This window comes from Paraburkholderia youngii, assembly GCF_013366925.1.
GTDB classification, from domain to species: Bacteria; Pseudomonadota; Gammaproteobacteria; order Burkholderiales; family Burkholderiaceae; genus Paraburkholderia; species Paraburkholderia youngii.
In genome coordinates this window covers 143225-168634 of sequence record NZ_JAALDK010000002.1, presented here as the reverse complement: position 1 = coordinate 168634, position 25410 = coordinate 143225, and the positions used below count along the sequence as shown (strand labels likewise).

The 25410-nt window shown below is 62.0% G+C and carries 20 protein-coding genes and 1 pseudogene; 11 read left to right on the top strand and 10 right to left on the bottom strand.

Annotated elements, in window-relative coordinates; all coding sequences use genetic code 11:
* Nucleotides 1–2 precede the first annotated feature (2 nt).
* Nucleotides 3–905 carry an ABC transporter permease gene (locus G5S42_RS32020; RefSeq protein ID WP_176110821.1) on the top strand — a complete coding sequence of 301 codons (903 nt, stop codon included), beginning with the start codon at nucleotides 3–5 and terminating at the stop codon, nucleotides 903–905.
* Between the two features lie 148 nt (nucleotides 906–1053).
* Nucleotides 1054–1290, top strand: a complete 237-nt coding sequence (locus G5S42_RS32015; protein ID WP_376777016.1) for a substrate-binding domain-containing protein — start codon at nucleotides 1054–1056, stop codon at nucleotides 1288–1290.
* Here G5S42_RS32015 and G5S42_RS32010 read toward each other — a convergent pair.
* Together G5S42_RS32010 and G5S42_RS32005 are read right to left on the bottom strand one after the other, a co-directional pair.
* Nucleotides 1270–3105 (bottom strand): thiamine pyrophosphate-binding protein, encoded by a 1836-nt coding sequence (locus tag G5S42_RS32010; RefSeq protein ID WP_176110820.1) that lies wholly within the window; start codon nucleotides 3103–3105, stop codon nucleotides 1270–1272. The genes G5S42_RS32015 and G5S42_RS32010 overlap by 21 nt on opposite strands.
* 391 nt (nucleotides 3106–3496) lie before the next feature.
* Nucleotides 3497–5155, bottom strand: coding sequence for a methyl-accepting chemotaxis protein (locus tag G5S42_RS32005; RefSeq protein WP_176110819.1), 1659 nt, complete (start codon nucleotides 5153–5155; stop codon nucleotides 3497–3499).
* A gap of 669 nt (nucleotides 5156–5824) precedes the next feature.
* On the opposite strand from G5S42_RS32005, the gene hflK (G5S42_RS32000) reads away from it, so the two are divergent.
* From hflK (G5S42_RS32000) to G5S42_RS31985, 4 genes are all read left to right on the top strand, one after another.
* The gene (gene hflK / locus G5S42_RS32000) at nucleotides 5825–7720 is read left to right on the top strand and encodes a protease modulator HflK (protein WP_176110818.1); all 1896 of its coding nucleotides are present in this window, start codon (nucleotides 5825–5827) and stop codon (nucleotides 7718–7720) included.
* 93 nt (nucleotides 7721–7813) lie between these two features.
* Nucleotides 7814–8854, top strand: coding sequence for a protease modulator HflC (gene hflC / locus G5S42_RS31995; RefSeq protein WP_176110817.1), 1041 nt, complete (start codon nucleotides 7814–7816; stop codon nucleotides 8852–8854).
* A complete protein-coding gene (gene hflK / locus G5S42_RS31990; protein ID WP_176110816.1) occupies nucleotides 8851–9894 on the top strand; it encodes a protease modulator HflK in 1044 nt (347 codons plus the stop codon). The genes hflC and hflK (G5S42_RS31990) overlap by 4 nt, the downstream gene beginning before the upstream one ends.
* Nucleotides 9891–11843 (top strand): heavy metal translocating P-type ATPase, encoded by a 1953-nt coding sequence (locus tag G5S42_RS31985; protein WP_176110815.1) that lies wholly within the window; start codon nucleotides 9891–9893, stop codon nucleotides 11841–11843. Before hflK (G5S42_RS31990) ends, G5S42_RS31985 begins: the two co-directional genes overlap by 4 nt.
* A 493-nt stretch (nucleotides 11844–12336) precedes the next feature.
* Here the strand turns inward: G5S42_RS31985 and G5S42_RS31980 are convergent, their stop codons facing one another.
* The 3 genes from G5S42_RS31980 to G5S42_RS31970 form a co-directional block, all read right to left on the bottom strand.
* Nucleotides 12337–13203 carry an amidohydrolase family protein gene (locus G5S42_RS31980; protein ID WP_176110814.1) on the bottom strand — a complete coding sequence of 289 codons (867 nt, stop codon included), beginning with the start codon at nucleotides 13201–13203 and terminating at the stop codon, nucleotides 12337–12339.
* A 132-nt stretch (nucleotides 13204–13335) separates the two neighbouring features.
* Nucleotides 13336–14517, bottom strand: coding sequence for a LacI family DNA-binding transcriptional regulator (locus G5S42_RS31975; protein ID WP_176110813.1), 1182 nt, complete (start codon nucleotides 14515–14517; stop codon nucleotides 13336–13338).
* Nucleotides 14518–14523: 6 nt separating this feature from the next.
* Nucleotides 14524–15396, bottom strand: coding sequence for a phytanoyl-CoA dioxygenase family protein (locus G5S42_RS31970; RefSeq protein ID WP_176110812.1), 873 nt, complete (start codon nucleotides 15394–15396; stop codon nucleotides 14524–14526).
* Nucleotides 15397–15683: 287 nt separating this feature from the next.
* Here G5S42_RS31970 and G5S42_RS31965 point away from each other — a divergent pair, with 287 nt between their 5' ends.
* The 5 genes and pseudogenes from G5S42_RS31965 to G5S42_RS31945 all read left to right on the top strand — a co-directional run.
* Nucleotides 15684–16706 (top strand): ABC transporter substrate-binding protein, encoded by a 1023-nt coding sequence (locus G5S42_RS31965; RefSeq protein WP_176110811.1) that lies wholly within the window; start codon nucleotides 15684–15686, stop codon nucleotides 16704–16706.
* Nucleotides 16707–16770: 64 nt separating this feature from the next.
* Nucleotides 16771–17790: an ABC transporter permease subunit gene (locus tag G5S42_RS31960; protein ID WP_176110810.1), complete on the top strand. Its 1020-nt coding sequence runs from the start codon at nucleotides 16771–16773 to the stop codon at nucleotides 17788–17790.
* 4 nt (nucleotides 17791–17794) lie between these two features.
* Nucleotides 17795–18565: an ATP-binding cassette domain-containing protein gene (locus G5S42_RS31955; protein ID WP_176110809.1), complete on the top strand. Its 771-nt coding sequence runs from the start codon at nucleotides 17795–17797 to the stop codon at nucleotides 18563–18565.
* A gap of 66 nt (nucleotides 18566–18631) precedes the next feature.
* Entirely contained in the window at nucleotides 18632–18961 is a 330-nt protein-coding gene (locus G5S42_RS31950; RefSeq protein WP_176110808.1) for an L-rhamnose mutarotase, read from the top strand.
* Nucleotides 18954–19258 (top strand): annotated as a pseudogene (locus tag G5S42_RS31945) (DDE-type integrase/transposase/recombinase); the annotation flags it as partial. The gene G5S42_RS31950 and the pseudogene G5S42_RS31945, both read left to right, overlap by 8 nt.
* Here the strand turns inward: G5S42_RS31945 and G5S42_RS31940 are convergent.
* The 5 genes from G5S42_RS31940 to G5S42_RS31920 form a co-directional block, all read right to left on the bottom strand.
* A complete protein-coding gene (locus tag G5S42_RS31940) occupies nucleotides 19218–19751 on the bottom strand; it encodes an amidohydrolase family protein (RefSeq protein ID WP_376777206.1) in 534 nt (177 codons plus the stop codon). The pseudogene G5S42_RS31945 and the gene G5S42_RS31940 sit on opposite strands and share 41 nt — an antisense overlap.
* A 128-nt stretch (nucleotides 19752–19879) precedes the next feature.
* Nucleotides 19880–21448, bottom strand: coding sequence for a D-arabinonate dehydratase (locus G5S42_RS31935; RefSeq protein WP_176110806.1), 1569 nt, complete (start codon nucleotides 21446–21448; stop codon nucleotides 19880–19882).
* A gap of 1 nt (nucleotide 21449) precedes the next feature.
* Complete coding sequence (locus G5S42_RS31930) at nucleotides 21450–22652, bottom strand: sugar ABC transporter permease (RefSeq protein WP_176110805.1); 1203 nt, start codon at nucleotides 22650–22652, stop codon at nucleotides 21450–21452.
* Nucleotides 22653–24161, bottom strand: coding sequence for a sugar ABC transporter ATP-binding protein (locus G5S42_RS31925; RefSeq protein WP_176110804.1), 1509 nt, complete (start codon nucleotides 24159–24161; stop codon nucleotides 22653–22655).
* A 92-nt stretch (nucleotides 24162–24253) separates the two neighbouring features.
* Nucleotides 24254–25297, bottom strand: coding sequence for a sugar ABC transporter substrate-binding protein (locus G5S42_RS31920; RefSeq protein ID WP_176110803.1), 1044 nt, complete (start codon nucleotides 25295–25297; stop codon nucleotides 24254–24256).
* Nucleotides 25298–25410 lie beyond the last annotated feature (113 nt).

Below are 25410 nucleotides of genomic sequence, written 5' to 3'. Positions count from 1 at the left end.
AAATGCAGGCCATTCGCGGCAAACATCGGGAACGCCGTCCAGCCAGTTTCTACTGGCTTGCGCTGCTGTTCGGCCTGTTCGTGCTGTTCTTGTATGGGCCGGTGATTACGATATTCATTCTGTCCTTTCAGGGCCCCGAGGGCGGCCTGACGTTTCCGATGCGCGGTGTCTCGCTGCATTGGTTCGCCGCGTTGCGCGACGGCGTCGGCGATGTTGATATTTGGAGCGCGTTCGGACGATCCGTGCGGCTCGCGCTGGCGGTCACGGTGCTGACGGTGTTGTTTTCAGTGGCGGCGGGCCTCGCCTTTCGTCGAAAGTTTCGCGGCGACACGGCGGTGTTCTACGTGTCGGTCGCGAGTCTGATCATGCCGTCCATCATTGTTTCGCTTGGGATCGGTTTGACGTTCCGGCTGCTCGATAATGGGGTGAAGTACCTCGCGTCGACATGGGGGTATCAATCGTTTTCCGATAGCTATACGACGTCGATGGGACTGTTCACCTCCGCGCTCGGAGCGCATTTGACGTGGACGCTGCCGTTCGGTTTGTTGGTGATGTTCGCGGTGTTCAACCGCTTCAATCCGGCCTATGAAGAGGCGTCGCGCGATCTGGGCGCGACGCCGTGGCAGAGTTTCCTGCATGTCGTGCTGCCGATCATCGGACCGTCGGTGGTCGGCGTCGCGATGTTCGGCTTCACGCTGTCATGGGACGAGATCGCTCGCACCTCGCAGGCGATCGGCGATCAGAACACGCTGCCGCTCGAGCTTCAGGGGCTCACCACGTCGGTGACGACACCGGTCATATATGCGCTCGGCACGATGACGACGGTGTTGTCGTTGACCGTCATGGGCGGGTGTCTGCTTGCGGTGAGGTTGTTGGCGCGTCGGCGCGCAGTGGCAGGGTTGTAATAACTCGTGGCGTGGCCGCGTGGCGAGGGCCAAGCCGTTCTCCGATGGGTCAAACAACACTCGATTTCTGCCGGCGGGCCTTGCATGCGCTCTGGCAGGAGCCGGGCCGCGCGCTGCGGCGGCGATCTGCGGCAACGATCACATTGCGATGGGCGTTTTGCGGGAGGCAGAAGAACTTGGTATCGCGATTCCTGAGCAGCTTCCGGACACCGGCTTCGACGGTCTCGCGATCGCGCGCGAAGCGCGGCCGCCCCTGACGACGGTGCACGTGGACACGCGCGAGATCGGCACGCTCGCCCGAAGCATCTGCTCGATGCGCTGGATGGGCGAGCGACGCAACATGCGCTCTTCGAAGGAACTCAATTCAAACGATGATCTCGCATGACTCGTCGTCGCCAACGTCGGCACGATCGCCGGTGAGCCGCCTCACATCGAACTCGAGCTCGACGGCCTCACCGTGAGTGGTGGCTTGCGCATAGTACCGGTTCGGTGCGGGAAAGACGCCCGTCTTCACTTCTATCAGGAATGGCCCCTCGTGTTGCATCGCTTCGCTGAGGGCTGCTTCCAGCTCGTCAAGGTGCTCGACATTGCGCGCCGCTACACCGAGCGAAGACGCAAAAGCCGTCCAGTTATGGCCGGGCAGCCGGGTGAACTGTTCTGAAATCGAACCATTGCCGACCGCGTCGATATGGATTGCGCCATGTGCGGCGTTATTCAAAACGACATAAATCACCTTGACGCGATATCGGGCTGCGGTCTGAATTTCTATTCCATGCATCATCATGCAACCGTCACCGGTCACGACAACGCACGGCCGTTCTGGTGCAGCAAGCTTGACGCCGATTCCAGCGGCAATAGCCCACCCCATCGGCGCGAGAGAACTCGACGAAAAATAGTTGCCCATTCCCGACGAAAGCCAATAGTGAGCCATGAAGATTCGATGAGCACCGGAGTCCACGACGACATTGCTGTCCTTCGGCAGTAGCCGGCACAGACGCTTCACCACGTCCCCAGGATAGAGCCGTTGATCGCTATCTGAGACCCGCCCTCCGGCTTGCTCGAATTGATAGTCGTACAGCGCAGTCGTGTTGAGGTCGGCCACCCATGCCTTTCTTTTTTCCAGCACCTGCCGGAACCCGGCGCCCGTTTCCACCTTCTTTTCTGCCAGCAAGCGGAAGGACGCGCCAATACCAGAGAAAATCGTTCCTTGAGCGATGTGGCCAGTAGCGGGCGGATCGAAGCTGTCGTCGAAGACGATCACCTCTTTGCCCGCGAGCAACTTTCTGCTCCAGTTCATGCTGTCGCGTTGATTCAGGTCGCTGCCGAACACGATCAGGGCGTCGAGTTCGTCGGTGTTGATCGCGCGAACCGCCCTGGAGTGGCTGGCGAATCCATAGACGCCGAGCGCGAGGGGGTGCTCCTCAGGAAACGCCCCCTTTCCTGAAAGCGTCGTCGCAACAGGTATATGGAATTTTTCGGCTACCTCGAGAAGTGCCTGTGCCGTTCGCGCGTCGTTGCCACGGCTTCCGATCAGAAACGCGACCCTCTTCGACCCGAGCAGGTACTGGTCGCACAAGGCATCCAACGCTGCGCGGTTGGCGGGGACTTCGCGTGCGTTGAATTCGCTTTGGAGGTAGGGGGTGCGCGCGGCCGCATGACTACCCGGAACATCCTGTTGCTGAACGTCGACGGGAATGCTGATAAATGATCGCGCTCGACGCATCCAGTTCAACCCGTCCATCGCGCGGCGCATTTCGGCCTGAATGTTTTCCTTGTTCTTGAGATCGACGACATCTTCTACCAGTCCTCTTACCACGCCGCTTTCGAAGATGCCACCCTGCGTACCATCCTGGAACGCGCCTTTACCTTCCGCTTTCGACGAAACTCCGCCGGCGATATAGAGCACCGGAATCCGGTCTGCTTGGGCGGCCGCCATGCCGGGCACGAAATTCATCGTGCCCGGCCCAGAAATTCCGACACAGACGCCGAATTTCCGGCTCGCCCGCGCATAACCGTCCGCCATGAAAGCGCTGCCGGTTTCATGGGCGCCGACGATCGCGCGGATCGTCGGCGATTCGTCGATGGCCTTGAGCAGCGGGTAGATCAGCTTCCCGGGGACCAGAAAGACATGATCGATGTTTGTTACTTCCAACGATTTCACGACCGTTTTCGATACATTGAGAGACGCGTGCGATCCCATAGTTTTTGGTCACGATCCGAACAGAACCCGTTAGTCGAATCTCGCCGTTTCTCATCCGGTCGTCACGTGTAGCAGCTTGCATGGACTAAGTGACGAAGCCTGCGTCAACCGGCATGGAGACGGCGAGACGGCCTTTAGTGCGCTGCACACTGACTGCAGTCGCATCTCGCGTTGCTTCTTCGAACCCGCGTCATCGGCGAGCCCGTGTCTCCATCCATGTCGCTTCCTCCCCGGCGACCTCACGGCTCGCATGCGCCGGTCCAGTCGCCGAAGGCAATGGCTCGAGGGGTTGCCACTCGTGCGCAGCGTTTAGCTCGCTGCGTCAGCCCGCTTCGCCCCTAGTCGTTTTTCCTGTACGTTCGCCCGCGAAAGAACGAACGACTTTCGCTGCCTATGCGGTGATGGCAGCCGAGGACGCTGAATGTCGCGGCGGCATCCGCTGTGGATCCCTGCGAGGCGTCATCGCTTGCGATGCACTTGCCTGTCCGCCGGCGACCTTGAAGAAAGACACCGCGTCCCGGAGGCTTTCTGCCTGCTGCGCCATGTTCTGTGCTGCGGCCGAAGCTTCTTCCACGAGCGCAGCGTTCTGCTGGGTGACCTGGTCCATCTGGTTAACTGCCTGATTCACCTGCTCGATACCGCTGCTCTGCTCGCTCGATGCCGACGAAATCTCGCCCACGATGTCCGTCACGCGCTTTACCGACGTGACGATCTCCTTGATCGCTCCACCAGCCTCTTCGACGAGCATCGAGCCAGCCTCCACCCGGCCGACCGAGGCGGAGATCAACTCCTTGATTTCCTTTGCAGCGGTAGCGCTGCGCTGCGCGAGCGTGCGGACTTCACCGGCGACCACAGCGAAGCCACGTCCCTGTTCACCAGCGCGAGCCGCCTCGACCGCAGCGTTCAGCGCCAGGATGTTGGTCTGGAAGGCGATGCCCTCGATCGCACCAATAATCTCGGACATCCTGGTCGAACTGGCGGTGATGTCGCGCATCGTCTCGACCACCCGCCCGACAATTTCGCCGCCCCGCTGCGCGACGTTCGAGGCGGTGCCCGCGAGCGTTGCGGCCTGCTTCGCATTGTCCGTGTTGTGACGGACCGTTGCGGTCAGCTCTTCCATGCTCGATGCCGTTTCTTCAAGCGAGGCCGCCTGCTGCTCCGTGCGGCTCGACAGATCCTGATTACCTTGCGCGAGCTGCGCACTTGCTGCGGCCACACCTTCGGCGTTCTCGCGCACGTCCGAGACGACCCGCATCAGGGCATCGCACATTGCCTTCAGCGATGCCATCAGGCTGCTGGTGTCGCCGGGACGCAGATCGATCCTGACATTCAGGTCACCGGCAGCGACGCTTCTGGCGAGCGCCGCGGCCGTCGCCGGTTCCGTTCCCAACTGACGCGTCACGCTACGCATCATCCAGACTCCAATTCCCAGGCCGATCAACACGGACATCGCCACCAGAACAAACATCAGATTGCGGCCTTCACCGTATACCGCGTCGTTGGCCTCGGCGGTTTTTTGCGCATCGCCCTGTTTGAGAACCACGAGGTTGCCCATCAGGACCAGGGTCCTGAAGCCCTTATGGTGGTACTCGCCCAACAGGTAATCAGTCAGCCCGTCCCGGTCCTGTGGCCCGGCTGCATTGATCCTGGCTTTGAATTCGTTGAACGCCTGGATGTAGTCCTGCCAGCCCTGGTCGAGTTCGGTGAAGGTGGCCTTGCCCTTCTCCGTGTAGACGAGGGGTTCCGCCTGGTTAAGGTGATCGCGTGCCGAAGCGAGGGCTTTTTCGGCCTGACCCATCGAGGTAGTCCGCTGCTCAGGCGTCGGAGCGAGGATGGCATTGCGCAGGTATGTACCGACTCTCAGGACGTCGGCGTTTGCCTGCTGAATGAGGTTGAGCCCGACGAGATCCTGCCGATAGGTTTTGTCTGCGTTTGCACTGATTTGCGACATATTGCGCAGGCCAATTGCACTGACGATGGCACTGATGGTCGAGACCAGCACAAAGGCGGTGATCAGTTTGGCGCCGAGTTTCATATTGCTGAAATTCATAATTCGCTTTCTCAGGACAACAATGGAACCGCAAGTGCGCCCCGAGTTGCGAGCAGATGCACCTCATCCCTACTTGCGATTGACGTCTGACAAGCAGCGCCGGTCTGGACGACCGGGACCCTGCCAGAACCTCACATAAGGGTTAACGGCAATGCCGCAGCATTCTTCAGATCAATTGTTCAAGCCAAGAATTTCTTTAAGTTTTCTTTCGCGATGAAAGGAAGTCGGCAAAGGAATTCCACCGGGCTTGATCCGCAGAACCGATAGCAGGAGTGCGGCGTCTGACGCAAGGGACAAAGCATCAAGCGCGCGATCGGTCCGGCAACGGGTGACTGTTACGACGATGTTGCGAAGTCGCTGACAACGTTGTTCCAAACTGACGCGGCCAGGTAATCGCACTTCTCATTTTCATCTAGCGGTTTAAAGTCATCTTTAAAAATCTAGATTAATAGTGAAATTCAAAATTCCTCATCAATCTATACCTGCCTGCCCGCAAAGCCTTGCCGCGATTGGCTCAACATTCTCCATCACGAATTTCTCCCGGTAAGCGCGGATACCTCCACCCGCGTTGCTCACCTTGAGTTTCATCATCCGTCGCGCTACATTGCCGCTCGCAGCATTCCGCACGGACTCCTGCGCACTCTGTAACTCGTACGTAAGGAAGCTCCGATGGGGCAACAGGCGGAAGGCAACGACGACACTCCCTGCAGCCCGGCCGGCCGCGACGCGTTCGCGCCGGTCGCAAGGGCCGCCGCGTTGCTGGTCGCAGCGCTCGCCACGCTGAGCGCCGTCTACTTCCTGCCCGTAGACCAGCGCTGGTGCGCGCCGCTCGCCAGCGCATGGTGCAACGTGCTCGTCGTCGCGATCGGCGTGCTGCTCGCCGATCGTGCACGCCGCCGTCCGCCGCAGGGCTCGGCGGCCGGCCTGCTCAAGAACTGGCTGCGCAGCGCATTCAGCCGCAAGCAGGAGGCGCAGCAAGTCGACAATCCGTGGCCGGCGATCGCCGCCGCGATCGACTGGCGGCCGTGGGCCGTCACCGCCGGCGGTGCGTTCTCCGTCGCGCTTGCCGCGCTCGCGTGGCAGCCCACCTCACCCGCGATGCTGGTTCGCGCAATGGCTGCGCCCGAACCCACGCTCGCGGCCGGTGCGGCCTGCATCGTCCTCGCCTTTCTTACACTGGTCGCCGAACGCCATCATGCGGCGGCCGCCAGCGGTTCGGCGGTATCCGCGTCGCTCACCCGGGTGTTGCGCGTCGCGCTCGTCACCGCGCTCGCGGGTGCGCTGGCCGCCGCATGGTTCGCATTCCGGCACCTCACGGCCGACTGGCTCGTGCAGGCGGTCGCGCTGCTCAATGCAGCCGTCGCCGCCGAACTGGCCCTGCGCGGCGTGCTGTCGTGGTTTGCGGTGCCGCGCGGCGCCGTCGTGCCAACCAGCGCGATCGCCGGGCTGCTGAGCCGGCGCCCGTCGCCATTCGCGTCACTCGGCGCCGAACTGCGCCATCGGTACGGCGTCGATCTGCGGCAGAGCTGGGGCTGGCGCAGCTTCGTGCGGCTGCTGCCCGGCGCGCTGGCCGCCACCGTTGCGTGCGCGTGGCTGCTCACCGCCGTCGTCGTGCTGAACCCGGAGCAGCGCGCGGTATATGAACGGTTCGGCGCGCCGGTCGCGGTCTGGCAGCCGGGCCTGCACGTCGGTTTGCCCTGGCCGTTCGGGCGCGCGCGCATCGTCGACAACGGCGCGGTGCACCAGGTCGCGATCGCGGGTAGCGCGAATGACGGTAGCGCCGATACGACGTCCGTGCCAGCCGATGGCCCGACGCCCGAACGCCTCGACCGTCTGTGGGATGTGCCGCATCCGTGGGAAACCACCCAGGTAATCGCCGGCGCGAACGGCGACCGCCAGAACTTCCAGATCGTCAACGCCGACGTCCGGGTGGACTACCGGCTCGGGCTGACCGATGCCGACGCGCGCGCGGCGCTCTATCGCACGATCGACCCGGAAAGCACGGTGCGCACGAGCGCCAATCGCGAACTCGTGCACTACCTCGCGTCGCATACGCTCGAATCGCTGCTGGAAACAAATCAGGCCGCGATGGCCGATCAGTTGAAGCGCGCGATCCAGCAACAGATCGACCGGCTGCAAAGCGGCGTCGACGTGATCGCGGTCGTGATCGAGAGCGTGCATCCGCCGACCGGTGCGGCCGCTGCTTTCCACGACGTTCAGGCCGCGCAGATTCGCGCGCAGGGCAGTGTGGCGCAGGCACGCGGCTTCGCGGCCGGCCTGCTCGGCAACGCGCAGCAGCAGGGGCTCGAACGGGTCGCGCAGGCCGAAGCGCAGGCTGGCGACATGGTGTCGTCGGCGCGCGTGCAGCAGATCGATTTCGACGCCGATCTGGTCGCGTACCGGCTCGGCGGCCCCGCGTTTCCGTTCGAGTATTACCTCGACCGGCTGCAACGCGGCCTGCGCAACCCGCGCATGACGGTCGTCGACGACCGGCTTGCCGACGGCACGCGGGCGACCGTCGATCTTCGCAATACTCCTGCCGGCGATCTGGCCGGCATCCATTGACATGTCGCGGCGATATCCGCACGGGCGGCGCAACACGGCGGCAGGCCGTGCCGCCGCCCCGCACGCGGACGACGCCGCACCCGGGGCGACATCGTGAGTCTGTTTCATTCGCACGCGCATGATCATGCGCACCACGGCCATGGCCACGGCCACCACCACGCGCATCACGGCGCACCGCAGCCGCCCGGCGCGTTCCGCCTGCGCGTCGCCATCGCGCTGCTGTGTGTGCTGGTCGCGCTCGCGGTTGCGAGTTTGGTGCAGGTGCGCGCCGGCGAGGCATCGGTCGTCACGCGCTTCGGGCGGCCCGTGCGGGTGCTGCTCGAACCCGGGCTCGCGTGGCGCCTGCCTGCGCCGATCGATGCGGTGACGCCCGTCGACCTGCGCCTGCACACCACGTCGAGCGGCCTGCAGGACGTCGGTACCCGCGACGGGCTACGCATCATCGTCGAGGCGTACGTCGCGTGGCGCGTGCCAGCCGATGCGCGCGACATCGGGCGCTTCATGCGCGCAGTCGGCAACGAGCCGGACGAAGCGGCGCGGCAGATCCGCTCGCTCGTCGGCTCCGCGCTGCAAACGACGTCCGCCGGATACGATCTGGCGTCGCTCGTGAACACCGATCCGGCCCAGGTGAAGCTCGGTGAATTCGAAGATGCACTGCGCCGGCAGATCGACGCGCAGCTTTATGCGGCTTACGGGGTGCGCGTTGCCCAGGTCGGGCTCGAACGGCTCACGCTGCCGGCCGCCACGCTTGCCGCGACGGTCGACCGGATGAGCGCCGAACGCGAGACCGTCGCCGCGCAGCGTACCGCGGACGGCAATCGCGAGGCCGCTCAGATCCGCTCGGACGCCGAGCGCGACGCGCGCATCGCGCTGGCCGATGCGAACGTGAAAGCGGCCGGCATCGAAGCGCAGTCGCGCAAGGACGCGGCCGACATCTACGGCAAGAGCTATGCGGGTAACCCGCACCTGTACACGATGCTGCGTTCGCTCGACACGCTGAACGCGGTGGTCGGCACCAATACGAACCTGATCCTGCGCACCGACGCCGCGCCGTTCCGCGTGCTCGTGCAGGGCCCGACCGACGGGTCGGGGCAGGCGCCGCCGGCACCCAAAGCGCACAAGGCCGCGCGATGAGCGAGCCGTCCGCACCGCCGCTCGGGCCGGGCGCGCAGGCCGTGCGCCTGTCGTTCTGGTTCATCGCCGCGCTCGCGGTGCTCGCCGCAGGCACATGGGCCGGCTCGAACATCCGGCGGATTCCGGCGGACAGCCGCGCGGTCGTAATGCGTTTCGGCGCGCTCGTGCGCACCCAGGACTCCGGGCTCGTGATCGCGTGGCCGCAGCCGTTCGAATCGGTCCTGCTCGTACCGGGCGCCGCGCGTGTGCTCGAGCAGCGGATCCGCTCGCTCGACCGCGATCCGCGGGCGCTCGCGCCATCCGCGCAGGGTGTCGCCCGATTGCCCGACGCGTTGGCCGGTTCAGGCTACGTGCTGACCGGCGACGGCGGCGCGGTCGCGTTGAGCGCGGTGCTCTATTACCGGGTCAGCGATCCGTACGCGTATGTGCTGCAGCGGGACCGTCTCGATGCGGCGCTCGAGCGGATCGTGTCCGCGTCGGCCGTCGAGGTCGCGGCGACCCGCGATCTCGACGCGATTCTGGTCGCGCGGCCCGAGCAACTGGCCGCCGACCGGCAGATGGCCGCGCGTCGCGAACGGTTGCGCGGCGATCTCGCCGACGCGATCGCGCGGCACCTGCGCGCACTCGACGCGGCGCACGCGGGGCTCGGCGTCGAAGTTGCGCGCGTCGACGTGCAGCCCGCGTTTCCCGGCGCGGCGGCCGACGCGTTCAACGCGGTGCTGACGTCGCTGCAGGTCGTCGAGCGCACCATCGCCGAAGCACGCACCGCCGCCGAACAGCGGCGCCAGGACGCACAGCAGGATGCCGACCGGATCGTGCAGGACGCGCAGGCCCACGCGGCCGAACGCGTCGCGAACGCGCAGACCGACACGCTCGAAATCCGGCAACTCGCTGCAACGCTCCGCGAGAAGGGCGATCCGGGGCTGCTGGCACGGCTGTATCGCGATCGCGTGCAGCGCGTGCTGTCGAAAGCCGGGCGCGTGACGACGATCGATCCGCACGACACCTCGAACCTGATCCTGCCCGGAAACGCCCGATGAATTCGCTCGCCGAACCGGCCACGCAGCCGGACGCCGCTCCCGCAGGTACGACGGCCTACGCGCTGTCCTCCGACGAGCGCCGCACGATCACGGGGCAGATCGCGCTGGCGCTGCTCGCGGGCGGCCTGCTCGTGCTGTCGTTCGCGTCGCGCATGCTGTGGGGCGGCGGAGAAACGCTCGCGCAACTCCTCGCCGCGCTCGCATCGCTGATCGTCGCGGGGCCGGTGTTCGCGAGTGCGTGGCACAGCCTGCGTGCGCCGAGCCTGCACGGCGTGACCGATCGCCTGATCGCGCTCGCGATGCTGGCCGCGTGGGCGATCGGCGACATGACGACGGCCGCGCTGCTGCCGATCGTGATGACGTTCGGCCATGCGCTCGAAGAGCGCAGCGTGCTGGGCTCGCAGGAAGCCATCCGCGCGCTCGGCCGGCTGACGGCCGGCCGTGTGCGCCGCATCGGCGCCGACGGCAGCGTGGTCGAAGTCGCGTACGACGCGTTGCGCGCGGGCGACCGCATCGAAGTGGTGGCCGGCGCCCGCATTCCGGTCGACGGCATCGTGATGGCGGGCACGTCGAGCGTCGACAACGGGCCGATCACCGGCGAATCCGTGCCGCACGACATCGATGCGGGCAGCGCCGTTTATGGCGGCGCACTGAATCTCGACGGCGTGCTCCGCATCGAAGTCACTCACACCGGCAAGGATTCCACGCTCGGCAAGATCATCGCGCTGATGCAGCATGCGGAGCAGGCGAAACCGCCCGTCACACAGGTCCTCGAGCGGCACATGGGCATGTATCTCGCGCTCGTCCTGCTGATCGCGGCGATCGTCTGGTTCACGTCCGCGAATGCATCGGCGATGCTCGCGGTCATCGTGGCCGCGTGCCCGTGCGCGCTGGTGCTCGCCGCGCCGTCCACGGCCATTGCCGGGATCGCGGTCGGCGCGCGGCACGGCATCCTGTTTCGCAATGCCGCGTTCCTCGACAAGACCGCCGAGGTCGATTCGCTCGTGATCGACAAGACGGGCACGCTCACCCGCGGGGAATTGCAGGTCCGGCAGGTGTGGCTGCAGCCCGGTGTCGACGCCGCGCAGGCGCGTGCGCTGGCCGCGCGGCTCGGCGAAAGCAGCGCGCATCCGGCGAGCCGCGCGCTAGTCCGTGATGCCGCCGCGTCCGGCCTCACGGGCGCCGCTGTTGCGCCGTTCGAACGCACGCGGGAATTGCGCGGGCTCGGCGTCGTCGCCGACACGCCGGCCGGCACGGCGGTACTCGGCCGGCCCACGCTGCTGGCCGACCATGCCGGTGACTTGCCGCCGGCCCCTGACGGTTTCGACGGGCCGCTCGTCGGACTCGTGCTCGGCGGGCGGCTGCTCGCGTGGTTCGGTTTTGCCGACACGCTGCGGCCCGACGCGCGCGAAGCGCTCGCCGAGTTGCGGACGCTGGGCCTCGCGCGGCAAACGCTGCTGACGGGCGACCTCGAGCGCGTCGCCAGCAAAGTCGCGGCCGAGACGGGTATCGAGGCGGTGGTCGCACAGGCGCTGCCGCACGACAAGCTCGACTACGTGATGCGTGAGATCGGCGCGGGCCTGCATCCGCTCGTCGTCGGCGACGGGCTGAACGACGTGCTGGCGATCAAGGCCGGCTCGACGAGCATCGCGATGGGCGAGCGCGGCGTCGACATTGCGATCGCGTCGGCCGACATCGTGCTGCTGGGCGACGATCTGCGGCGGATTCCGACCTGCATCCGCCTCGGCCGGCAATGCCGGCGCACGGCGACGACCAATGCGGCGATCGGCCTCGCGTGGACGCTCGCGGTGATCGCGCTCGCCGCGACCGGCATGCTCGGCGCAGTGTGGGCCGCGATCCTGCACAACGTCGGCACGTTCATCGTGATCGCCAACGCGGGCCGTCTGCTGCGGATCGACGACTCCCATAGCTCGGCGTTCGCTCCTTAGCTTCTGTCCAGGACCAGCCACGCCATTTAACGGTCGCGCCAGCTACTCAGTCGGGTCTGAATAGTTTGAAGAGCCGCGCGCATGACCGGAGGGACATATCCAGCCCGTCGGGCTCTCGATCGGGTCAGCTGGGCTTGCATGGCGGCGATAACGGACACTTCTCACCGATAGCCTGCCGGTTGTCGCTCGAAAGCCGCTCTTCTAGCGTCAGAGGCTCTGATGTGATGGACGACTCCCGCGACCTAGCGCGCGTTGATGCCAGAGTGGAGAAGTCGTGACGTCCACGGCAAAGGAGCGTTCATCATGAAGAGAGCGACTATCGGACTGGATCTGCGTGTTGCCTCACGGGAAGATGTCACTCCAGCCTAATTGTCGCGCAATCGATTCGCCGCGCTGGACGCAAGGCAAGTGCTGATGATCCTTGACCGACGGGCTGCGGATATCAAACACGCTGCCCGCTTGATCCCAGTCTCACCAGCGCGCGGGCGTGATCTCACAGCCGGTAAAATGAGCGGGCTGTTTCTCCAAAGATCGCCGCCCGGTCTTCCTTGGCGAGACTGGAGGACAGTCGTTCGACGCATGCGTGCCACGACGCGTAATCGCCGTTCAGATTCAGGACCGGCCAGTCGCTCCCCCACATCAGGCGCTCAGCGCCAAATCGCGAGAGCAGAAAAGCGAAATATGGCGAGAACGCATCGTCGGCATAACCCGGATCTGCCTCTGTCACCATGCCGGAGAGCTTGCACACCACGTTGTTCATCTCGGCGAATTCGCCCATCCAGCGAGCCCACTCAACCCAGTCTTCCCCTACACGTACGCGCGTGGTTGTTCGCACACTTCCCTGACCGTCGGGCAGACGAGGCTTGGCGACGTGATCGATCACAATCCGCAACTCGGCATGTCGAGCTGCAAACCTGGCGAGATATGGTAGATGACGCACGTAAACCAGCGCATCGAACGCCAGGTCGTGCCTGACTATCGCGGCAACAGCCGGATCTAATTCAGGATTTGCAATCCAGTCGTCGTCGGGCAGATCCTGCAGCATGGGTCTGACACCCTTGAACTTCGGCTCACGAGCCAGCCTCTCGATGAGGGTCGGTGCGTCGGGGTCAAGCATTGGAACCCAGCCCACGACACCTCCAACGAGTGGATCGTCCGCGACCAGCTCCAGCAGATACAGCGTTTCATTCATCGTCGGTGCGGCCTGCACGACAACGGTCTTGTCAACGCCCGCCGCCTGCGCAAGTGGCGCAAGGTCCGATGGCAAAAAGTCTCGCCATAGTGGAGCGAGATCAGGGGTGAGCCAGCCATAGTCGCTTCGCGCAGTCGTCCAGAAGTGCTGATGTGCATCAACCTTCATGACCGTCCTTCTCCCAATTAGTGCATCGATTGACTGGAGAGTTAATGATGACGTTGTATCGCGTATGTAATACGCAGATCAAAGTCAGCCGTCAGCTTTGACTGGAGTGCCAGGCATGAATATGTATGCCAGTCAGCGGGCCGCCGTCGGAAGATCGATGTTTCCTTCCGTTCCCGCTAAATCCGTCTTCTTCATGCGCGACTTTTTGTCGGAACTGTCGCGTGCCGTCGCGCTTGGAGTCCGGGCGGCTCCCTGACTTTCCGTTTTGCCGAACGCCGCTGGACTGCTGCACGATTGACGCACGACCAGTTCCGGCGGAAAGACCATATGCCGAGGGCTTCGCTCGTCCCCCCTGATGCGCTCGAGCAGCATGTTGAGCGCCGCTTCGGCCATCGCGTCAACGGGCTGCCGGACCGTGGTCAGTGCGGGAGAGAAAGCGTTCGCCCATGGAAAATCGTCGATCGCGGTGACTGATACGTCCGCAGGACACGCGAAACGCCTTTCCGCCAATGCCCGCATCGTGCCAATCAGCATCTGGTTATTGGCCACGAAGATGGCTGACGGCGGCTCCGCGAGATCCATTAGCTCAAGCGCTGCGGTATAGGCGTCGTGCTCACCAAACGCGCCCTGTCTTACGTAGTCGGGATTGACCGGCAGATTCGCGGCCGCGATCGCCTGGGCGAAGCCGCGCAAGCGATCACGACCAGGCAGCAGGTTCTGCGGACCGGAGATGATTGCGACGCGCCGATGGCCAAATTCCAGGATGTGCTGTACTGCAAGGCGTGCTGCGGCAACGTTATCGAGAGCAACCGAATCCCACTCGTTGGGGCAGACCACGTGGTCGACCGCTACAACAGGCATGATGCCGATCTCCGAACGAATCTTGTCGTAGGCTTCTTCCGGTGCCGATGCACAGAGGATCGTGCCGACGGCCAGATGGGCGCGGAGCATGCGGAGATACGCATGCTCCTGTTCAAGATCCCGATCGCTGTCGAATAACAGAACAGAGTAGCCGTGGACGTGAGCGCGTTTCTGAATGGAATGCACGAACTCGGTGAAGAATGGGTTCGTGATGTCTGGGACGACCAGGCCCAATAGCTTGGTGGAGCCCTTTTTCAGACTGCTCGCGACTGTGTTCGGCGCGTAACCCAACGCCTTGACAGCGACGCGCACGCGCTCCGTGAGGTCCGGACTCACGTAGGTCGATCCTGACAGGACCGCCGAGACGGTCGCCAAACTTACTTCCGCTAGACGTGCGACATCTTTCATTGTTGCCATGATTTTCCCGCCACGCAGTTGTGCCCCGAGCTTCATATTCGTTCAGTTCCACCATCCCGCATGCTCGCGCTTCGGCTGCCGCAAGATGCCGTCCGGCGTACGAAGCGGCTCAATTTCGAGCAGGAACCGCTGTGCAGGTGACATGCGCTCGTACAGTTCCGGGGTGAGATGGTCGATCTGGACGAGCTGCTGCGGGAGGTCACGCCGAGTATACGTGAGATGCAGTACCCGGCGGTTTGCGTCGTTCTTTTTGAGTGTGCCGCTATGCCAGCCGGACGCGTTCATGATGAAGACGGTGCCAGCCCGACCAGTCAGATAGACCTCACCCGGATACGGAGCGTCCAGATCGGCGGGAATCCGTTTGCGATCTTCTTCGGAAATGGGGCCGGGCTCCCAGTCGCCCTGGTTAACAACAGGCACGTTAATCGGTGCCCATCTGTGCGACCCGGGCACAACCCGGGTCGGGCCGTTTTCCAGCGTCATGTCGTCAAACAGGATGACGGCATTGACCACCCACCAGTCATCTTCGAAGTGCTTCGGCACGTCGGCGTGCAACTGCTGGTGACCGAACCCCTTCACCGGATCGCGGAGATTGGCGCCGTGCACCTTGATCTCCCCCAACAGCTTGTGGGCTGCGGCCAGCACCGGCTGCAGTTCCAGGCACTTGTCGAACACTGACGTCTTGTTGAAGATGTTCGACACGCGCCGCGCTCCGGGCTCGACGTGAACTTCATGTCCACCCGTGAGGCGCTCGGCTTCATGGAGCCGCTCAAACTCGCGGGCCATCGAGCGGCACTCGTCCGGGCTCAGCACATCTTCGACGACGAAAAATCCTTTTTCGTCCAGTTCCTTCAGCTGCTCGCTGGCCAACTCGTCGTTGATGCCCAGTTCATGCATCGCCTGTCTCGTGTACATGAGTCCTGTCTCCGTCAATTTCGTTATCTGGCGAAACGTTTAGCGAAACGTTTCGGTGAACGGATTTATAGCAAACGGGGATTGATAGATACATCCGGGTTTCCACTATGCGCTTCCGCGTTCAAGGCCCAAATGATACATATCGATCCGACCTGTTCATGTTTACCCGAGATAGATTGACTTTGCGCAGAACAGGTTTTAGATTCAACGAAACGTTTCGCTAAACGTTTTGCCGCGAAACCGGGACCACTGATTTTTCAAACCCCAGAAAGAGACAGGAGACAGACATGGACAGCTTGACGAAGCCGCTGTACACAACACGCCCCGTGCGTACATGCCGTCGTGTGATCAGTGCAGTAATGGGCGCGCTTATGCTCTCGGCGCTAGCCGCACCTCCGGCGCATGCGGACAAGGATCACCCCGTTGTGGCCCTGTTGCCCGGGGTGGTCGATCCCTTCTATTTCACGATGTATCGCGGTGCCCAGAAGGCGGCAGCGGAGGACAACACCCAGCTGCTTTTCCAGCTTCCGAAAAGTTGGAACACCACGGAGCAGGTGCCGATCCTCAAGGCATTCATTGCCAAACGTCCCGATGCGATCCTGGTTTCTCCCGTGGACGCACAGCAACTGATCGAGCCGCTGACGGAAGCAAAGAATGCGGGAATCAAGGTCATCACTGTGGACACTTACATCGGCACCGGCCGATATCAGACGGGCAGCGGAAACGCGGACTTCCCGCTTTCGTTCGTAGCGTCTGACAATAAGGAAGGCGGCCGTATTGCAGCGCGAACGCTGGCGAAGGCGCTCGGTGAAAAGGGCATCGTCTTCTGCGAAAGCCTCAAACCGGGTGTCTCGAGCACCGATGCGCGGGTGCAGGGCTTCCAGGAAGAAATGAAAAAGTATCCGAACATCAAGGTGCTGCCGACGTTGTATAGCGAAGACGACGCGAACAAGGCGGTTTCGGATGTATCGGGTGTGATGGCGCGTGAGCCTGGTCTATCCGGCGTATTCGGCACGAATACGTTTTCCGGCAAAGGTGTGGCGCAGGCGATCCACATGTCCGGAAAGAGCGGCAAGGTTAAGCTAATCGTTTTCGACGCCGTACCGGGCATCGATAAGGATATTAAGAGCGGCCTGGTCGACTACGCAATCGCCCAGCGCCCAGCCGACATGGGCTACTACGGCGTCAAGTATGCAGTCGACGCAATCCGGGGCAAGCCGGTCCCGAAGGAGAAAAGCACCGGTTTCGTCGTCATGGACAAGTCGAACATCGACAACGCTGACGTCAAGCAATACATCTACTCCAACTGATTTGTGCCGGCGGCGGCTCGAAACCGCCGTCGGTGATTGGTAAGGGCTATCTGGAGACACTGCAATGCAAAAAGCCACCTCACTTTCCGGTCGGCCACGAGCGACTGGCACATCGCCGGCTCCAAGGACGATCGACTACAAGGCGCTGGTTGGCCGTTTCTGGCCCTGGCTATTTCTGGCGGTGCTCTGCCTCTTCTTTGAAATCTGGTCGCAGGTAATCCAGCAAAGGTCCTTCGTTTTCAATGCCTACAACCTGCAGTCGATAGCACTTGCGGCAAGCGCACCGATGCTTCTCGCGATTGGTCAGACGTTCGTGATCATCACTGCGGGCATCGATCTGTCAGTCGGATTCGTCATGGGCCTTGCAGCGGTGTGCGCTGCCCAGTTCACTTTGCTCGCAGGCTCATCACCGTGGGCGCTCGGCCTCTCTGTGCCGCTGACCATTGCTGTATCAGTCATTCCAGGCGCTATTAACGGCACGCTCGTTGCGCGATATCGTGTTCCAGCATTCATCGGGACGCTCGGGATGTACGGTATTGCCCGCGGTGCCGGTTTTCTCGCTGCAGGCAGTGGCATGACTGTGTCGGTGGACAACGCGGGACTGCAATGGCTGGGCTCCGGGTGGAATCCGGTCATCGTCACGGTGATCCTGCTGGCCGTCATGCACTTCATCCTGTCGCGCACCCGCTTCGGCCAATATACCTATGCGGTCGGTGGCAATGAGCAGTCTGCCGCCCGAGCAGGGATTAACGTACGTCGGCACAAGATCGTGATCTATATGCTCGCGGCAGCGTTCGCTGCAGTCGGCGGCATCGTCTATACGGCTCGATTCTCTGCCGGATCGGCCACGGCTGGCGAACCCATGCTGCTCAACTCCATCGCCGCGGTCGTCATCGGAGGCGCAAGCCTCTTTGGCGGTACCGGCAACCTGATCGGCACGTTGATCGGCGCCCTGATTATCGCTGTGATCGAGTTTGGTCTGGTATTCATTAACGTCGATGCATTCTGGCAGTTCATCGCGGTTGGCGTTGTCATCATCGTGTCGGTGCTGATCGACCAGTACAAGGAACGTCTCGGAGTCTAAAATCATGAACCAACCGCTACTTGAAGTGCGCAACGTATCAATCCGCTTCGGAGGCGTCGAGGCGCTCAAGAAAGTGTCGATGAAGGTCTACCCCGGCGAGGTCGTCGCATTGTGCGGTGACAACGGTGCAGGTAAGTCGACGTTAATCAAGATCATATCGGGCGTTTATCAACCGAGTGAAGGCGAGGTGCTTTTCGACGGTCAACCTCTCGACATGCGCGACCCTCACGACGCTCGCGCGAGAGGCATTGAAACGATCTATCAGGATCTTGCGCTTGCTGACAACCTCGATGTGGGCAGCAACATCTTTCTAGGACGTGAGCCGGTGACCCGTCGCTTCGGCGTCAGCACCATCGACCGCCCGCGCATGGCTGGCGTCGCGCGCGAGGTGCTGGATCAGCTCGACATCGTCATTCCGGAGAAGAAGATCCACGGTCCGGTCAAGATGCTCTCTGGCGGCCAGCGTCAGGCTATCGCAATTGGACGCGCAATTTACTGGAATGCGCGGGTGCTGATCATGGACGAGCCCACGGCTGCTTTGGGTGTGCCAGAGCAGCGAAAGGTGATGGAATTGATTCTTGGGCTGAAGAAAAAAGGCGTCTCGGTCATTCTGATCTCGCACAATCTGCTCGACATTTTCAGTGTGTCGGATCGCATCTTCGTTCTTCGACGTGGCGAGGCCGTGGGAGAAAAGCGGGTAAGCGAAACCGACGGCGAATCGGTAGTCAAGATGATGGTTGGCGACGAATACGCCGCTACGAAGGCCGCAGCCTAAGCACGACCCATATTCCAACCGGACAGATACCTCTCGCGTATGCAAGCGAAACACGGAGAACACTCAATGCAACGAATGGGAATGGTCATCCACATCAAGCCCGAGAAGATCGACGAATACAAGGCGCTGCACGCGGCTCCGTGGCCTGCGATTGTCGAGCGGCTCCAGCGTTCCAATGTCACCAATTACTCGATATTTCTCAAGGAACCAGAAAATCTTCTTTTCGGATACTGGGAATACGTCGGGACAGACTTCGAGGCGGATATGGCCGCGATTGCGGCCGATCCAGAAACACAAAGGTGGTGGAAATTGACCGACCCATGTCAAGTGCCTCTTGAGTCGCGAAAACAGGGCGAGCATTGGGCAATGATGGATAACGTGTTTCACATTGACTAGGTCGCTCCGGGCCTGCGGAGTCACTCATGCGCGACACAGTTGCGCTGTGCGCTGGTATTTCCCGCTTTCAGTTGAGCTTGCGCGACACCCGGTCAAGGCTGCGCGACGCAAGCCGGGTAGCACATGGCACCTCGACGAGATGTTCATCGCGCTGCGTGGCGAACCGCACCTGCTGTCGCGTGCGGTCGACGAGCATGGCGCAGAACTCGACTCTTGCTACAAAAGCGGCGCGACAAAGCCGCGGCCAAACGTTTCTTCAAGCGTGTGCTGCGCTCGAGGCCGGCACCGCGCAAGATCTATTGGGTTTGCCTATATGGTCTAGAGCAAATTGGACGCGTGGACATGCGTCGACCAACCGGATCGCACTCTCCATTTGAAAGTGTCTGATACAAATGTCGAAAGTCCACCCAAAGCGCACAAGTTCACGCACCCCGGCGATAAACTGCCGGCGCGCACAGAAGTTGCGGTCGCTTTCCGACTGAATCAGACGACGCACGCCGCGCACACGTCCAAATTCTGACAGTTCCTCCAGGTGCGCTAGTACGCCAGCCCCTTGCTCAACCGGGGCGTGTGCGACAAAGGCAGCAATGCGCGGATCCAGTCGGGCCTGCTCGTTGACCCAGGCGATTTCGTCAAGCGAGTAAGGGGAATCAACGTCGCATTCCACAAAGATCATCGCTCCCACGGTTCCCGCATCGCTTGCAGCATCCAGGTCGGTCGGAAGATAGGCGCGATTAAGCGATGGCACGGCTTTGTGCCAAGAGTATGGCAGGACAGCGGGATCCCAAATATGTAGATGGAATCGACAACCGGAAACGATGGCACGAAATTTCCCGGTTTGAAAAGTTGCCTTGAAATTGAATTCGGCGAAGGAGCCGCCCAGAGAAGATTTCGGAGCGGCTAGTCAGCATGAGCACGTTATGTGATCACGCTGATCTGCCAAGGCACGAACTCCTGCTGCCCATAGCCGTGTATTTCGCTGCGCGACGCCTTGCCGGACGCGGTTTCCAGCATCATTTGGAACACCTGCGCACCGAGTTCGGTAATCGATGCTCCGCTCAGCACCTCGCCACAATTAAAGTCCATATCGTCGGACTGACGTTCCCAAAGCGCCGTATTGGTCGCAAGCTTGATCGAAGGCGACGGTGCGCAACCATAGGCCGAACCCCGTCCGGTCGTGAAGCAGATCAGGTTGGCGCCGCCGGCCACCTGGCCCGTCGCGGAGACTGGGTCGTAGCCCGGCGTGTCCATGAATACCAGTCCGTGAGCGTCTACGGGCTGCGCGTATTCGTACACGTCGACGAGGTTCGTCGATCCAGCTTTCGCGATGCCGCCCAGCGACTTCTCGAGCACCGTCGTGAGGCCACCCGCCTTGTTGCCGGCCGACGGGTTGTTGTTCATCGCAGCGCCGCTGCGAGCGCAATGCGCCTCCCACCAGCGAATGCGCTCGACGAGCTTTTGCCCGATCTCAACGGTTTCCGCACGTCGAGTCAACAGGTGCTCGGCGCCGTAAATTTCAGGCGTCTCCGACAGAATTGCGGTGCCCCCATGCGCCACCAACATGTCGACAGCAGCACCCAGCACCGGATTGGCCGAGATGCCGGAATACCCATCCGAGCCGCCGCATTGCAGACCGACCAGCAGATGACTCGCCGGCACGCTTTCGCGGTGCACAGCATTCGCCCCTGGCAACATTTCGCGAATTAGCTCGATGCCGCGCGCGATGGTTTGCGTCGTGCCACCTGTGTCCTGAATCGTGAAACTGCGCAGCCGGCCATTGTCCTTTAGGCCCTGACTCTTCAGTAGCGTCGAAATCTGGTTGGTCTCGCAGCCAAGCCCGATCACAAGTACACCAGCAAAGTTCGGATGACACGCGTAACCGCCCAGCGTACGTTGCAGGATCTTGAGGCCCTCCCCTTCTGAATCGACGGCACAGCCCGAACTGTGGGTGAGTGCGACAACGCCATCAACATGCGGGAAATCAGCGAGCGCTTCAGGATGAACGTCCCGCCGGAAGTGATCTGCGATCGCGCGGGCGACCGTGGCCGAACAGTTTACGGAGGTTAATACACCGATGTAGTTGCGGGTGGCGACCCGGCCATCGTCGCGCACAATGCCCTGAAAGTACGCGGGCTCGGTCGCGCGGACCGTGGGCCGTGCATCGTGAGCATAGGCATAGTCGCGCGTGAAGTCGCCCATCGTCAGGTTGTGACTGTGAACATGCTGGCCGGGCTTGATCGGCTGGCTTGCGAATCCGATGATCTGTCCGTAGCGTCGCACAGGCTGGCCGGTCTCGATCGGGCGGGTCGCCATCTTGTGCCCGGGCGGGATCAGACCCGATGCGGTCACACCTTCACTCGTAATTGCCGTACCGGATACCAGTTGGTCGATGGCAATCACTACATCGTCGAGCGCGTTGAGCCGGATGACGCGCGGTGACGTATGCGCACCCGCGCGTTCGAGCGTATCGAATGTCGTCGTGTTCATATTAGCCGCGTCCGTTGCGCTTGCTCATAAAGGAGTCAAAAGCCAAAGCAAAAAGCAGCACCAAACCCTTGATGACTAACTGAATGAATGACGAAATGTTTAGGATGCTCATGCCATTGTCGATGGTCGCCAGGAGGATGGCGCCGACAATCGCGCCGGGGATGGTGCCAATACCACCCTTGAGCGCGGTGCCGCCGATTACGGCGCCCGCGATCGCGTCGAGTTCCATATACATGCCAGTGGTCGGTGTCGAGGCGCCGATACGGGCGGTCATCAGAACGCCGGCGATTCCATACAGGCCACCCATTAGCATGAAGCCGACATAGAGCTGGCGCGCCAGTGGAATCCCCGCCAGAACCGCAGCTTCACGATTTGAACCAGTCAAGTATGCATTGCGGCCGAATACGGTACGCGTCATCACCACCCAGAGGACGATACCGATTACGGCGACCCAGATAAGTGCGGTCGGAATCCCACGGAAGCCGGCACACACCCAGATCAGGAGGCCAACGGTCACGGTCAGAGCCCCAAGTTTGCTCGCGAGCCGCAGCGTATTAGTCTCGCCCTCGTGTGACCGGCTGACACGGTGCCTCCGCAGGATGTAAGCCGCCGCCGCGAGATAGGCGATCACAAGCGCCACTATCGAGGCGATCACGGGGACGAAGCCCTCGCTGAGGGCCGAGAACGCCATCGACACCGGAGCAAGGGTGGCCGCATCGGTCGCATAGTAGCCGATGCCGCGGAACGCGAGCAGCCCCGCCAAGGTGACGATAAACGATGGCACCCCTACCGTAACCACCCAAAGCCCCTGCCATAGGCCCATCAATATGCCCACGCCGATGGTTAACATAATGGTCGGCACGACGCCGAGGCCGTGCGTGATCTGCAAGCTTGCCGCGACCACCCCGCACAGGTAGACCGAACTGCCAATCGACAGGTCGATCTCACCCATGATCATCAGGATCGATACGCCAGCCGCCACCAGCGCCACGATTGAGGCCTGTCGCAGAAGCAGCGACAGATTGCGTGGCGTGAGAAAGATATCGCCCGAGGCGACGTTGAAAACAACCGCGAGGAGAACGAACACTACGACCATCGTCAGCGTTCGAGGGTTGATAAGCTGACGCGCGCGGCGCCCAGCGCTGCCCGCTGACACAGCGGCTGCCGGCGGCCGCACAGTGCCCGGCAAAGTCTGGTTCTTCATTTAATGGATCTCCCCTGTCGCGGCTGCCATCAACTCGTGACGGCTAGCCTTTCTGTCAAACGATTGCGTAACGCGGCCTTTGTACATGACCAGTACACGGTCGCTTTCATCGAGAATCTCGGTCATGTCGCTCGAAATCATAAGTACCGCGGTCCCTTCGGCAGCGAGCTCGTGTAGCAAACGGTAGATCTCCTGACGCGCTCCGATGTCGACCCCGTAGGTCGGTTCGTCAACGATCAGGATGCGCGGTCGGATCGCAATCCACCGCGCGAGCAGCACCTTCTGCTGATTGCCGCCGCTGAACCATTCGACTTTGGCGTCCAGCCGCGGCGGCCGCAGGTCGAGCTTGCGAATCAGTTCGCGATTGCGATCAACCTCGTCGCGTTCGCGAATGAACGGGCCACTGGAGACAGATCGAATACTCGCCGCGCTGATGTTGTGCAGCACGCTATGCCCCTCAATCAGGCCGGTCTGCTTTCGGTCTTCCGTCAACATGCCGATACCTAGAGAAATCGCTTCAGCGGGCGAACGCGGATGTACCCGTTCACCGTCGATACGAATTTCGCCTTCGCACGTTCCTTGCCATGCGCCGAAGATTGCTTTGGCGAGCTCAGTGCGACCGGCGCCGACTAGCCCGAACAGACCCAACACTTCACCGCGGCGCAGTTCAAGGCTTACGTTGTCCACCCGGCAGCGCTTCGAGCCAAAGCCTTCATGCACCGAAAGGTTCGATACAGTCAGCACGGCTGCGGCGCGTTCATTAAGCACGCGCGGCGTGCTTGGCTCGGGATCGTGGCCGATCATGGCGCGGACCATATCGGAGATCTTGTCCTGAGCAGACGCAAAATGCTCGACCACCCGGCCATTGCGCATCACGACCACTCGGTCGGCGACCTGGGCGATCTCGTCGAGCCGGTGGGTAATGTAGATACAGCCGACATTCTGCGCTTTGATCTGTGCAATCCGCTCGAACAGATGCACAGCTTCGCCCTGTGTGAGCGAAGCTGTCGGTTCGTCCAGAATCAGCACTCGGGTGGCCGCTTTCGACAGCGCCGATGCAATAGTGACGAGCCGCTGAGCCGATGGGCTGAGTTCTCCAACGGAAGCGTTCGGATTGGCCTGCACACCGAAGAACGCCAAGCGCTCCATCGCGAGGGTGAATAGCTTCGCCTCGTCGACAAAACCGCGCCGCGATGGCAGCATCCCCATGAACATGTTTTCGGCGATGCTCAGATTCGGCGCGATATACAGTTCTTGCGGCACCAGCACGATGCCGGCCGCCTCCGCGTCGCGCACTGTGCGAAAACGAGCAGGCCGGCCGTCGAGCAACAGTTCGCCCTGGTAGCTGTCGGTCGGATAGACGCCCGAAATGATCTTCATCAGCGTCGACTTGCCCGCGCCGTTTTCACCGATGACGGCGACGACTTCACCTGGCCGCACGTTGAAATTCACATCGCTGAGTGCAGGAATGCCGCCGAACGATTTGCCGACCTCGCGCAGCTCGAGCACATAGCCGTCGGCACGCGACGCATCGACGGCATTGCCCTCTGCGTGAGGCTGCGAGACATCGAGCGTTGCAGGATCACGCCACATAAGTTTGCTCACTTGCATTGTGATTTACCAGCGCCATACACCTCGTCCGCCGTGACCCATCCCTTAGGCGCGCCCGTTGTGATGAACTTACACAGGTTGGCTTGCGTCACCGCGTAGACATTCACGAGATGAGTCGGTACGGCGCCAGCGCCAAGGTTCACATCGGTCGTGCTAATTGCCGGCTTTTCCTTCCTCGCCAGCGCGACCGCAGCCTTGACTGCCGAAGTGCCGTGGTCGTTGAGGTCGGTCCATACCGACATCGTCTGTACGCCCTGAGCAATCAGTTGCAGCGAGGACGGGTCGGCGTCGAGCCCGGACAAGTAGACCTTGCCGGCCAAGTTGCGCGCCTTCAGCGCCTGCGCCACGCCCAGCGCCATGCCGTCGTTGGAGGTGACGAAGCCATCTATCTTGTCGTTCTGTGCGCTCAACACATTTTCCGCATTCGACAGCGCGAGCTTTGGATCCCATCCGCGAACAAACTGGTCGAATACGACTTTCACGTCCTTGTCCTGCACCAGCACCTTGTCATACTGCTTGCTGATGGTCTGCGCAACATCATTGCCGGGATCGCCCTTCATCAACGCGAAAGTCCCGTGGGGCGACTTTTCCAACGCGCCCTTTGCCTGCAGTTCTCCGACAAGCGCATTGTTGCGCATCACGAAGTAGTCAAGCTTCGCGGTCGTCACGCCGATGTCGTATCCGACTACCGGCACGCCTGCCTGGTGTGCAGAATTGACGATTCGTCCGGCCGCCTGGCTGTCGACGGGTACGAGAATCAAGGCGTCGGGCTGCTGGCTCAACAGGTTCTCCACCTGCGATGCCTGCAGGACCGGATTGTCGTTGGCCCACTGCACGATTAGCTTGGCGCCAAGCGCCGCGGCCTCTCGCTTCATAGCGGCGATGTCAAAGGCCCAGCGGCGCTGTACCTGTGTTTTCATCGCGACAGCAATCACGGGATTCTTTGCATCGGCATGGGCCAGGCTGCTCGATAGCGTCGCTGCCATCAGCATGGCCGCGGAGAGGAACTTCAGCAGAGGGGTGGTGTGACGCACGATTGTCTCCTTACAGCATCGGTTTTATCTACTCGAACCACACGCGTACAGCCTTGCCAAGTTGTTTCAATGATTCCTTGGTCTCTGCCGTGCGCACGCAAATTGGCACAGAA